Source organism: Pseudoalteromonas sp. SWN29 (assembly GCF_015864465.1).
Lineage (GTDB): Bacteria > Pseudomonadota > Gammaproteobacteria > Enterobacterales > Alteromonadaceae > Pseudoalteromonas.
In genome coordinates this window covers 59,880-71,694 of record NZ_JADYXE010000010.1, presented here as the reverse complement: position 1 = coordinate 71,694, position 11,815 = coordinate 59,880, and the positions used below count along the sequence as shown (strand labels likewise).

The window sequence follows — 11,815 nt, the reverse complement described above, 5'->3', positions numbered from 1 at the left end:
AAACCGTGGATATAATTAACGCGATTATTTTAGGTATTATTGAAGGTATAACAGAATTTTTACCCATATCATCAACTGGGCACTTAATTGTAGCGTCAAAGTGGTTAGGCATTGAATCAACAGACGCTAACCTCGCCTTCGAAGTAATTATCCAGCTTGCCGCCATTTTAGCAGTACTAGCCAACTATAAAGACAAGTTCAGCCCTAAACACTTCAATTTATGGGTTAAAGTTGCCATTGCATTTATTCCCTTGGGTATTATTGGCTTTATATTTAGCGATGTAATAAAAACACTATTTAGCGTACCAGTAGTAGGTGTTATGTTTATTGTAGGCGGTGTGATTTTTTTACTATTAGAGCGCAGTTATAAAGAAGCTAACTGCACAACTACCGATGTAACCCAAGTTACTTATAAACAAGCTCTTTGGATTGGCGTAGCACAAGTATTTGCGTTAATTCCAGGGACTAGTCGTGCTGGGAGCTCTATTGTTGGTGCCATGTTATGTGGCTTAAATCGAAAAGCCAGCGCTGAATTTTCATTTTTACTTGGTTTACCTGTACTTGCAGCAGCCTCAGGGTACGACTTACTTAAACATTACCAACTGTTTAGCTTAGATGACCTAACTGCCCTTGCTGTGGGTTTTATTACCTCTTTTGTTGTTGCCTATTTTACTATTAAACTGTTTATTCGATTTTTAGAAAACTTCACTTTTGTAAGTTTTGGTATTTATCGTATTGTATTTGGTGTTATTTTATTAACCCTAGCTTACATTTAAAATTCGAGGAAAATCATGAGCGAAAAAATAAACGAAGAAGCACTCCACGCACTTAAAATAGCCTTTACGTATATGCCTAAAGCTATTGAAGTTACAAAGTACGAATATGGCGAACGCTACCAAACAGTGCTTGATCACATAGAAGCTGTACGCGAAACATTGCTTATTAACGATGTAGATCCAGAAGAAGTGGGCGGCGATATCAACCCGCAATATACCCCAAATTCAACGTATTAAAAGTATACCGCTGAGTATTACATGCTCGGCGATATATACTACTTATTAATAAACCACCAACTTAGTTCATAAAAACATATGGTTATAAATTTAAATACATATCAATTTTAGTTATTACTTATTAAAACTGCTAAACTGAATTTTAAACTAATAACAACGCCTTAACTGGCTTATGTATTATATATATATTGAACAAAAGCTTACGGGGTGTTTTCTTTTGAATTTTTTACGACGTTTTCACGATATAGTTTCGAATCAATCGCTTGATTTTGAAAGTAAAATTAATAAGCTCTTAGTGTTTGGGTTAGAAGTGTTTGACCTAGAGCTAGGTATTATTAGTAAAGTAGATGAAAACAGCTATACCGTTTTACATGCCATAACCCCCGACAACTCGCTTTTGCCCGGTACCGTGTTTGAATTACAAGGCACCTATTGCGTACATACGCTCGCTGCAGGCTCTGCACTTGCCTTTCATAAAGCATCTCAAAGCGCAATTGCAAACCACCCCTGTTATATCAATTTTCAGCTAGAATCTTATATTGGTGCGCCAATAAAAATTGGTGAAAAAATATTTGGTACCGTTAACTTTTCATCCATAAACAGCTCTCCAGCTTTTAATGATGCAGCTTATGATTATATTGAGTTATTTGCACAGTGGCTTGGATCGGAATTTGCTCGCACCCAAGCTAAAGAACAACTCATAAAAAATAGTAATACTTTATTAAAGTTAGAACACGTTGCAAATATAGGTACGTGGGAGGTTGATCTAATCTCCGATAAAATTACCTGGAGCGAGCAAACATACCTCATACATGAGGTGGATGAACAATTTCAACCGCAAATGAATTCTGCAGTCGAGTTTTATAAAGAAGGTCCAAGTCGTGAAGGCATTACTCGCGCGGTAGAATTAGCCATAGAAAAAGGCAAAAAATGGAATCTAGAACTAGAAATAGTAACCGCTAAAAATAAACATTTATGGGTGGCTACCTTTGGTGAGGCCGAATTTGATGAAGGCCGATGTGTCCGATTATTTGGCACCTGTCAAGATGTAACCGAGTCAGTAATGCTCCGAGAAGAGCTTAAACAAAAGCAAGCTCAAGCCGAGCGCTTACTTGAAGACAGAAGCATGCTATTTGCCAAAATCAGCCACGAATTAAGAACTCCTCTTAATGGCATTACTGGTATGCTAACCACATTAGTTGATGAACACAGTGAAGAAGATCGCGCTGAAAAAATTAAAATTGCACTTAGAAGCGCCGACATTTTACTCAGTATAATTAACGAAGTGCTCGATTTTTCTAAAATTAATCATGGTGAGCTAAAGCTAGAACCTACTGACTTTTTATTAAAAACAATTTTTACCGATTTAACGTCTTTGTATACACCTCTATTTAAAAACACGCATGTAACGCTGCAAGTAAATAATATAATTGATGATAACTGCTGGGCGTTTAGCGACAACACACGCCTTAGCCAGATTACTTCTAACTTACTGAGTAATGCGCTTAAATTTACTGAAAATGGTTCAGTTACACTAAACACCAGCCTTTCTAAAGTACAAACTAAGTTAAGTTTAAACATTGAAGTATCTGATACTGGCCGAGGAATGAGTAAAGGCTTTTTAGAGTCACTGTTTTCTCCTTTTTCTCAAGAAGTAGATGCTAAAAACTCAAAAGGTGGCACAGGCCTTGGGCTTGCAATAGTAAAAGAGCTTGTTGAATATATGGGCGGTACAATAAAGGTAAGCAGTACACCCAATAGAGGCACTACGTTTTTAGTAAATATTCCTATTGAGAAAGGGACAGAACAAAAACAAGAAAACCTCAAATCAACGTTAGATATCAATGGCAGTGAACTATCAGTGCTTGTAGTCGATGATAACGACATTAATCGGTTGGTACTTCATGCCTCTTTAGGCAAGCTTAATATTAAAGCAGACTCAGCAGTAGATGGCCAAGATGCTGTATTAAAATGTCGCCAAAAGCATTATGACCTTATTTTTATGGACTGCATAATGCCCATACTCGATGGATTTGAGGCAACAAAGCAGCTCAGATCAGAAAACATCTGCTCGCATGAAAAAACCTACATAGTGGCCATAACGGCTAATACTTCATCACAAGACAAACTTGCCTGCAAACAAGCCGGTATGGATATGTTTATATCAAAACCGTTTAAAATGCACTCATTAGAAATTGCGATTGCATCGGCCGCTAAACGGCTAGATTTTTAAACTTATTGACCTTTATATACTTACGAGTGAATAAAAACTAATATAATTAAAGTGTTTATCTCGAATAATTTGAATCATAAGGAAAGCGAAGTATGATATTCGGTAGTGAAAAAAATAATAGAGAAGAAATTGGCTTAATTTGGGAAAGACTTGTTCCGATCGAACGAAAAAACACCGAATTCGATAAGAAATTTATAGCTCTAGATGAAAAACTAGATTTACTAGAAGCAAAAGCTAAACAACCAAGTGAAAGCCAAAAAGATGCTCAAACAGCATCAAGATCAGCAATCGCTTACAGGTCAAATATAAAGAAAATAAAAGAAGAAATTGAAAAATATGCCGATTCAATTAAAGCGATACATACCTCCGTATCGAGCTCCAAGACAAGTATTGAAGAGAACTTGGAGTTAGTTACTAACTCTCAAGATAAATCCATTGAATTATTACATAAGATTCAAAGTATTGAATCTGAAACTGAAGAATTAAAGTCATCTTTACAAGCTAATGTAGACATACTTGTAACAACTGTTGATGAGCACAGTGATTTACCGACAAAATTAGTTAATGCTCTTGAAAGTATTGATGAGTTAGAAGGCATTGAAACTAAAGCTCAAGGCATTCTCAAAAATATTGCATCTCATCACAGTAAAATAAAAGAATTAAGGCAAGAGATTTTAGGGTATGACACAGAAAGTGATACTGGTGAAATAGAGCATATTGAAGGACTTAAAGATGAACTTGAAATCTCATTTAATGAGTTGAAAAAGAACTATTCAGATTTCAATCAAGAACTAATTGATTATAAAAAAGTCAAAACAGAGCAATTTGAATCACTTGTTAGTAAATCAGAAAAAGATATTGAAGAATTACGAGATAAATATGACATTTCTCACAAGGAACAACTTAGCAACCATAATAATCAACATAATGAAGTTTATAATAGGATAATTAAGTTATTACCTGATGCACTAACTGCAGGTTTAAGTAGTGCTTATGATGAAAAAACATTATCGGAAAAAACCGAAATGGAAAATCATAAAAAAACTTTTACAAATGCTATCCGTAGCCTTGTCGCTATTTCTTTAGTTCCTTTTGCTGTTGATCTTTATTTACTGATTGGCCTAAATAAAGATCTATTAGCCGTTTTGTCAGATACTCCAAAAATTATATTATCAATTTTACCACTATATCTACCTGTTTTATGGATAGCTTATTCAGCCAACAAAAAAGCAAACCTTTCCAAAAGGTTAATCGAAGAATACACACACAAAGGAGTTTTAAGTAAGACATTTGAAGGCTTATCAACCCAGATAGAAGAATTGAAAGACGGTGATCTATCTAATGAACTTCGTGTAAAGCTATTATTTAACATCCTTCATGTTAATGCAGAAAATCCAGGGAAACTAATTTCTGATTATAAAACGACTGACCACCCTATTATGGATGCACTTGATAAAAGTGTTAAATTAGGAAATGCGGTAGATAAATTAAAAAACATACCTGGTTTTTCAAATTTAATAACAAAACTAGATAAAGAAAGCCAAGATATATTAATAAAAACAGCAGGTAAAGTTGAGACAGGGCTACAAGCCAAAGATTCAATAATAGTAAAATCAGATGATCTAGATAGTCGTTCACCAGGTAGTACTTAAGAAACATGTATTTAAAGAACTTTATAAATTAAAAAAGCCGCCTTTGGAGAAGGGCGGCTTGGGTCAACAAACAGCTATGGGTGTAGCCTTGCTGTTATATCAAGAGAGTTTTTACTAAATTTTTTATTAAATAATGTTAAGCAGCGCTTTGATCTTCTTCGGTTTCATCGCTGTGACGAATTAAATAATCAAATGCGCCTAAGCTTGCCGTTGCACCACTGCCCATTGCAATAATAATTTGCTTAAACGGAGTATTGGTTGAATCCCCCGCGCCATAAATGCCTGGTAATGAAGTCGCGCCTTTAGCATCAATCAGTATTTCACCAAATTTGCTTAATTCAAGGTCGCTGTCTTTTAACCATTCTGTATTAGGTATCAAACCTATTTGTACAAATATACCGTCAAGTTCAAGCTCTTTGCTCTCTTCCGACACTCTATCTGTGTACATTAAGCCTGTTACTTTTTTACCATTGCCTAATACTTCAGTTGTTTGTGCACTTTTGATAATGGTAATATTAGCCATGCTTTTAGCTTTACAAATAAGTACTTCATCTGCACGTAATGTGTCTGCAAATTCAAGTACTGTAACGCTTTGTACAATATTAGCTAAATCAATTGCCGCTTCTATGCCTGAATTACCACCGCCAATTACAGCAACAGGCTTACCTTTAAATAAAGGGCCATCACAATGTGGGCAATATGCCACACCATGGCCGCGATATTCTTGCTCGCCAGGTACGTTCATTTCACGCCAGCGTGCACCAGTGGCAAGCACGAGCGACTTAGCTTTAAGTACGGCGCCATTCTCAAGTGTAATTTCGTAACCATTGTTATAACCAAGTGCTGCTGCGCGCTGATTATGCATTACATCCACGTCGTATTCTTTAACGTGCTCTTCAAGCTGGGCAACTAATTTTGGCCCCTCAGTGGCTTTAATTGAAATAAAGTTCTCTATGGCTAATGTATCGGCCACTTGCCCGCCAAATCGGTCGGCAACTATACCTGTATTTAACCCTTTTCGTGCTGAGTAAATAGCAGCCGATGCGCCCGCAGGCCCACCACCAATTACAAGTACATCAAATTTGTCTTTTTTACTTAGCGACTCAGCTTGGCGCTGCGCACCTTTGCTATCTACTTTATTAAGTATGTCGGTAAGACTCAGTGCACCTTGGCTAAATGGTTCGCCATTTAAATACACAGCCGGTACAGCTAAAATATTTCGCTCTTCTACCTCACTTTGAAATAATGCGCCATCAATCATGGTCGCTTTAATATTACTGTTTGTTGCTGCCATAGTATTAAGTGCTTGCACTACTTGCGGGCACGTTTGGCAACTTAAGCTTATATATACTTCAAAGTTGAGTTCTTGAGTAAGCGATTGTATTTGCTCAATGTCTTCACTTTTGGCTTTACTTGCGTGTCCGCCAGTATGTAAAAGCGCTAACACTAAACTTGTAAATTCGTGCCCCATAGGTACGCCTGCAAACGTAATATGAGTGTTTTTACTGGGTGAATGTACAACCATTGACGGGCGACGTGCGCTTGTATCAGGGTTGTTTATTACCGTAAATTTATCGCTCAGTAAGGCTAAATCGTTTGCTAAGCTTTCTACTTCTGCTGATTTTTTGCTGTCATCCAAGGCAATAAGCAGCTCAACAGGTTGAGTAAGCGATTCAAAATGGCTTTTTAATTGATTTTTTATGTTGTTATCTAACATGGCTTAACCCTTTTAGGAAAATTTAAACAGCAAGCCTCCCATGCCAAATAATGCACGTGCTTAAACAAGTATATTGATATAGGAGGCACCAACAAACGGATGTTCGTTGATTTAAGGGCAGTTACCTGCCCTTATAGTAGGAATAAATCTATACTTAGATTTTACCCACTAGGTCTAATGAAGGTGCAAGTGTGTCTTCACCTGGCTGCCAAGATGCAGGGCAAACTTCACCATCGTGAGTTGCAATGTATTGTGCAGCTTGTACTTTACGAACAAGTTCTTTAGCGCTACGGCCAATACCTAAATCGTGAGTTTCGATAATTTTAATTTCGCCTTCTGGGTTCATTACAAATGTACCGCGAAGTGCTAAACCTTCTTCTTCAATCATTACGCCAAAGCTGCGTGTAATGCGGCCTGTTGGGTCGCCAATCATTGGGTAAGTAATTTTACCTATTGTGTCTGACGTGTCGTGCCATGCTTTGTGAGTAAAATGAGTATCGGTAGATACTGAATAAACTTCTACGCCCATTTCTTGTAATTGTGCGTAATAATCTGCAACATCACCCAGTTCAGTAGGACATACAAACGTAAAATCAGCTGGGTAAAAGAATAAGATTGACCATTTACCTAGAACATCTTTTTCAGACAATTCTACAAAGTCACCGTTGTGGTAAGCGGTTGCATTGAATGGTTGTAATTTTGTGTTGATTAATGAAGTGCTCATGGTATTTCCTCATCTATGTTTAATGTATTTAAAAAGTAATCAACGCTTTCGTTTTAAACGACCTTTTGCGTTGGCTTGATTAGTACAATAAGGCTAATGGGTAATTAAATAAAATTGATTGTTTAGATTAAAGCAATCTGTTTTTTAGATTGTAAGTAATATCCATAAACATGGGGGAAAACAAAAAGCCAGCCAACTGTTTGGTTTATATCCAACAAGCTAAAAATAGCCAATAAACGCAGGTAATTTAGATACGTTTATGGCGTACTTACAGCAACATACCTGTACAATTATTTAAAACGCGAGGTACAATTTAACTGTATCAATCAATTGTTAAGCTAAGTATCTTAAACAGGGATTAATTATGACTCCTAAAAAACGCCGAGTATTACAGGCTGTCTTATATGAATTTTTTGCCATTGCCTTTGTTGGCCCTATTATCAGCTTTATTTTTGACAAATCAGCCTCTTCAGCAATCGGTTTAGCCATTGTTTTATCAAGTATTGCACTTGGCTGGAATTATGTATTTAACGCTTTATTTGAACGCTGGGAAGCAAAGCAAGCTGAGCGAGGGCGCACTTTAGGCAGGCGTCTATTGCACGGCATTGGTTTTGAAGGTGGGTTGGTATTATTACTAATCCCTGTAATGTCGTTGTGGTTAAATATATCAGCCCTAAATGCATTAATAGCAAACCTTGGCCTGTTTGCGTTTTTCTTTATCTATGCAATTATTTTTACATGGGCGTTTGACCGCGTTTTTGGCCTACCAGAATCCGCTAAAAGCGATAAAACAACGCAGTAAAACATCTTTTAATTAAGCCTCTTTAAGAGGCTTTTTAATCTGATAAAACGATAAGTATCACCTCCCAGTAAAAATAAAATAGGCTAATCATCAGCCTACCCTACATATTGTATTACTTTATATTTAAAGAAATAATAACAATGAAGATCGAGTGCTTTATCTACAACGTTTAATCAATTAATACCTCTACACTATTTAGTAGCTCGCATTTATTGTAAATCCACTTTACTTATAAAATACTGCTACAATAACCGCGCGTAAAAACGTTCAAACACAAGGCACACTGTTATGGAAAAATTTGTTAATCACATTCAACTAGGCTACCTAGGGCTACTTCCTTTTTTAGGCTGCGTGGCATGGCCGCTTGTGTTTGGTAGTAACAGCGTTAACTTAGAGTTTTTTACTTTTTACAGTATCGCCATTTTAGCATTTATGGCAGGTAACTTGTGGCGTGCCGGAGAGCAGAGTTATAGCAATGCAATTAAAGCGGTATTACCTGTAATTCCGGTGCCATTCTTGTCGTTTATGCCTACCGAATGGGCGCTTGCTTGGTTAGGTGCTAGTTTTTGGCTGGTACTTATTTTTGAAAAAGCCACACCGCAATGGCAAACCTACCATAAAGATTATCAAAAAATGCGTGTTGTACTTACCTCCGTTGTATTTGTGTGTCATATCCTTACTATTGGTATGAGTATTTACCCTAAATAATGGCTGTAAACTTAAATATTGCGTGGTAATAAGGTAATATCCGCGCACTGCTATTTGAGGACACACCATGATTGACCAATTACGCCAACAACTCGATGAACTTGGCGAAAACTACGTAGAAAAAAACGCAGCATTTAAAATCAAAGTGATTCCATTTTTTTGTGCTATTCGCATAAAAAAAGATCATAAAAGTGAAGGTCGTTTGAGTTTTTATTCAAGTCAATTACTCGAAATTTTCTTAGTCGTCTTATTTTTGCTATTCGGTTTAATGCTTTACGATACAAATGCAGGATTTACCCACGGGCCTATTCATATTGCCTTTGCCATTTTAATTACCTTTAATCTTATTATTAAACAAATCGCAATTGAAGGGTTAAAAACCAGACTTGCGTTTCATCGTTTACTCGCAGCACAGTCTCAAAAAAGTACGCCTGATGCTGATAACACACCAACTAAACCGCTTTAATTTATGTATTTAGATCCTGGTTGGCGAATACTCACTGTTGGCGATGGCGACTTATCATTTTCGAGCGCCATACATAACAACGTAAAGCCGCACACATTAGTGGCCTCTACCTACGATGATGCAATTACTATTGAGCAAAAGTACCAAGACAATGCGCTTAACGATTTAAAAGCGCAAAACGTTGCCGTACTTAATAGCTTTGATGTAACAAACCCTGCGTGTTGGCAAACTCTAAGTGCAAATCAGCACAGCTTTGATGTGGTTATTTTTCAGTTTCCGCTTATACCTGCGTTTGTTGGCCGTGAAGCATTTGAAAACAACACGCGCCAAACCAGTATGAATGTACTAAACCGCGCTTTACTGCACCAGTTTATTAAATACGCGAACGAATACGCGCTTGATAAAAATGGTCCAATGCTGTGTTATATCACTTCAAAGGATGTAAAACCTTATCGAGAATGGAATATAGAAGGGAGTTTAAATAACGGTTTAAACGCTGATTATTTAGGCCAAATCCCATTTGATATTAGCCATTTTGAAGGTTATAAAATTCGTAATGTTGACCGCGATAAACACGTTAAAGACACCAGCGGCATAACTTACGTTTTCAGCCCAAAAAGTATTGATACACATACTAGCGAATTAAGCTCACGTCTTACCAAACCTGCATACTTAACATCTAACCATTGCCCCCTTTGCCGCGTTGGACCTTATATGGCGAGCGAGGACGAAACCAAGCATCTAAACGCTAAAAAGCATCAGCAAATGCTGCACCTTGAAAGCGATTGGCAACAATGGTTAAACGGATTTTATAGCTAAGTGTCTTTAATAATTAAACGTTGCCGCGTTTAATTAAATCAGCTGCTTTTTCAGCAATCGCAATTACCGGTGCATTTGTGTTACCGGTAATAATTGTAGGCATAATCGACGCATCCACTACGCGTAAGTTACTTACCCCGTGTACTCGCAAATTAGTATCCACCACTGCCATTGAGTCTTGCCCCATTTTGCATGTGCCAACCGGGTGATACTCGGTATCTGCCGTTTGGCGTATAAACTCAATTAACTGCTCATCATTATTTATATCAAGCGGATAGACCATTTTACCGCGTATAGTATCAAAGGCTTTGCTTTGCATAATAGCGAGTGTTTTTTTAAGGCCAGCAAGCATTGCAACTATGTCGTCTGGGTGGCTTAAGTAGTTAGGATCAATAAGTGGAGCACTACGTGGGTTGCTGTCGGCTAATGTAATAGTTCCTCGGCTTTTAGGGCGCATAATACTGCTGTGTATACTGTAACCATGCCCAGTATGTAATTTACGACTATGATCGTCCACCAGCCCTATAACAAATTCTAGCTGTACGTCAGATGCAGGCGAATCTTCAAATAGCTTAATAAACGCATGCGACTCTGCAAAATTACTTGTTAATCGCCCCTCTCGCTTACTAAACCAGTTAACGCAGCCTTTAAAAATGCTCGCAATACCAAGTGGGCTTATACCAAAGGTACCCTTGTTTGTTTTTGATTTATAAAGCGGCACTACCGTTAAGTGATCTTGTAAATTAGCACCCACACCTTCTAGTACGTGTTGAGCTTTAATATTATGAGCGCTTAACTGAGCTTTAGGGCCAATACCCGAAAGCATTAATACCTGCGGTGAATTAATAGCACCGGCGCTCAAAATCACTTCTTTATTAGCAAGTAAATCTATTACTTTGCCGTTTTTTTCTATTTGCACACCTTGGGCGCTTTTATCATTAATTATAATTTTATTAACGTGACTTTTAGTCAGTACCGTTAAGTTAGCTCTATTTAAGTTAGGTGTTAAATACGCTTTAGCGGCGCTACAACGCTCGCCATTATGCTGAGTCACTTGTGAAAGCCGTGCACCTTGCTGCTCTGCACCATTAATATCGTCGCTTAAATTAACGCCCTGCTCTTTACAGCCGTTTAAAAAACACTGGTTAATTGCACTTGGGTTATTAAGTTCTTGCACATGTAAGGGGCCATCAGTGCCATGCAGCTCATTATTTATAAAGGTTTTATTGTTTTCAGCTTTAATAAAATACGGGAGTAAACTATTAAAATCCCAGCCGGTATTACCAAGCTGTGCCCACTGGTCGTAATCGTATTGAGTACCGCGAATATAAACCATCGCATTAGTAGAGCTCGACCCACCCAGCACTTTGCCTCGCGGCACAAAACCACACCGATTATTTAACTCTTTTTGAGGTACTGTATTGTAATGCCAACTATTTATGCCATAAGGCACACTCGCTGCTATGCCAGCTGGCATTTGTACAAATGCGCTTTTATCGCTGCCGCCTGCTTCAATTAAGCACACACTTACATTTTTATCTTCAGACAAGCGCGATGCCATCACGCAGCCACCACTGCCTGCGCCAATCACAATGTAATCAAATGTTGTATTGTTCATGGTGTACCTTAATAAAAGTGTTAAACGTCCTTAACAGTAATAGTGCATAGAAAAACTCAACAA

Annotated in this window: 11 protein-coding genes; 8 read left to right on the top strand and 3 right to left on the bottom strand. The window is 37.6% G+C overall.

The window, feature by feature from the left end; genetic code table 11:
* Positions 1–5: 5 nt before the first annotated feature.
* The 4 genes from I6F53_RS05775 (at position 6) to I6F53_RS05760 (ending at position 4,898) form a co-directional block, all read left to right on the top strand.
* Complete coding sequence (locus I6F53_RS05775) at positions 6–776, top strand: undecaprenyl-diphosphate phosphatase (RefSeq protein WP_197238857.1); 771 nt, start codon at positions 6–8, stop codon at positions 774–776.
* A 15-nt stretch (positions 777–791) separates the two neighbouring features.
* Positions 792–1,013 carry a penicillin-binding protein gene (locus I6F53_RS05770; RefSeq protein ID WP_165729518.1) on the top strand — a complete coding sequence of 74 codons (222 nt, stop codon included), beginning with the start codon at positions 792–794 and terminating at the stop codon, positions 1,011–1,013.
* A 217-nt stretch (positions 1,014–1,230) separates the two neighbouring features.
* A complete protein-coding gene (locus I6F53_RS05765) occupies positions 1,231–3,246 on the top strand; it encodes a GAF domain-containing hybrid sensor histidine kinase/response regulator (RefSeq protein WP_197238856.1) in 2,016 nt (671 codons plus the stop codon).
* 92 nt (positions 3,247–3,338) lie between these two features.
* The gene (locus I6F53_RS05760) at positions 3,339–4,898 is read left to right on the top strand and encodes a hypothetical protein (RefSeq protein ID WP_197238855.1); all 1,560 of its coding nucleotides are present in this window, start codon (positions 3,339–3,341) and stop codon (positions 4,896–4,898) included.
* A 136-nt stretch (positions 4,899–5,034) separates the two neighbouring features.
* Here the strand turns inward: I6F53_RS05760 and ahpF are convergent, their stop codons facing one another.
* Positions 5,035–6,615, bottom strand: a complete 1,581-nt coding sequence (gene ahpF, locus I6F53_RS05755; RefSeq protein ID WP_197238854.1) for an alkyl hydroperoxide reductase subunit F — start codon at positions 6,613–6,615, stop codon at positions 5,035–5,037.
* Between the two features lie 154 nt (positions 6,616–6,769).
* Positions 6,770–7,339 carry an alkyl hydroperoxide reductase subunit C gene (ahpC, locus tag I6F53_RS05750; RefSeq protein ID WP_197238853.1) on the bottom strand — a complete coding sequence of 190 codons (570 nt, stop codon included), beginning with the start codon at positions 7,337–7,339 and terminating at the stop codon, positions 6,770–6,772.
* Between the two features lie 364 nt (positions 7,340–7,703).
* On the opposite strand from ahpC, the gene I6F53_RS05745 reads away from it, so the two are divergent.
* The 4 genes from I6F53_RS05745 (at position 7,704) to I6F53_RS05730 (ending at position 10,134) form a co-directional block, all read left to right on the top strand.
* The gene (locus I6F53_RS05745) at positions 7,704–8,141 is read left to right on the top strand and encodes a PACE efflux transporter (protein WP_166421775.1); all 438 of its coding nucleotides are present in this window, start codon (positions 7,704–7,706) and stop codon (positions 8,139–8,141) included.
* 288 nt (positions 8,142–8,429) lie between these two features.
* Positions 8,430–8,849, top strand: a complete 420-nt coding sequence (locus I6F53_RS05740; RefSeq protein WP_197238852.1) for a DUF3429 domain-containing protein — start codon at positions 8,430–8,432, stop codon at positions 8,847–8,849.
* 67 nt (positions 8,850–8,916) lie between these two features.
* Positions 8,917–9,315 carry a hypothetical protein gene (locus I6F53_RS05735; RefSeq protein WP_024600580.1) on the top strand — a complete coding sequence of 133 codons (399 nt, stop codon included), beginning with the start codon at positions 8,917–8,919 and terminating at the stop codon, positions 9,313–9,315.
* Between the two features lie 3 nt (positions 9,316–9,318).
* Positions 9,319–10,134 (top strand): class I SAM-dependent methyltransferase, encoded by an 816-nt coding sequence (locus I6F53_RS05730; RefSeq protein WP_197238851.1) that lies wholly within the window; start codon positions 9,319–9,321, stop codon positions 10,132–10,134.
* Between the two features lie 13 nt (positions 10,135–10,147).
* Here the strand turns inward: I6F53_RS05730 and I6F53_RS05725 are convergent, their stop codons facing one another.
* Entirely contained in the window at positions 10,148–11,752 is a 1,605-nt protein-coding gene (locus I6F53_RS05725) for a GMC family oxidoreductase (RefSeq protein WP_197238850.1), read from the bottom strand.
* Between the last annotated feature and the right edge of the window lie 63 nt (positions 11,753–11,815).

Excerpts from the sequence above, each read along its gene's own strand:
- I6F53_RS05770 (WP_165729518.1), top strand. The coding sequence starts at position 792 with ATGAGCGAAAAAATAAACGAAGAAGCACTCCACGCACTTAAAATAGCC.
- I6F53_RS05760 (WP_197238855.1), top strand. The coding sequence starts at position 3,339 with ATGATATTCGGTAGTGAAAAAAATAATAGAGAAGAAATTGGCTTAATT.
- ahpF (WP_197238854.1), bottom strand. The coding sequence starts at position 6,615 with ATGTTAGATAACAACATAAAAAATCAATTAAAAAGCCATTTTGAATCG.
- ahpC (WP_197238853.1), bottom strand. The coding sequence starts at position 7,339 with ATGAGCACTTCATTAATCAACACAAAATTACAACCATTCAATGCAACC.
- I6F53_RS05745 (WP_166421775.1), top strand. The coding sequence starts at position 7,704 with ATGACTCCTAAAAAACGCCGAGTATTACAGGCTGTCTTATATGAATTT.
- I6F53_RS05740 (WP_197238852.1), top strand. The coding sequence starts at position 8,430 with ATGGAAAAATTTGTTAATCACATTCAACTAGGCTACCTAGGGCTACTT.
- I6F53_RS05735 (WP_024600580.1), top strand. The coding sequence starts at position 8,917 with ATGATTGACCAATTACGCCAACAACTCGATGAACTTGGCGAAAACTAC.
- I6F53_RS05730 (WP_197238851.1), top strand. The coding sequence starts at position 9,319 with ATGTATTTAGATCCTGGTTGGCGAATACTCACTGTTGGCGATGGCGAC.
- I6F53_RS05725 (WP_197238850.1), bottom strand. The coding sequence starts at position 11,752 with ATGAACAATACAACATTTGATTACATTGTGATTGGCGCAGGCAGTGGT.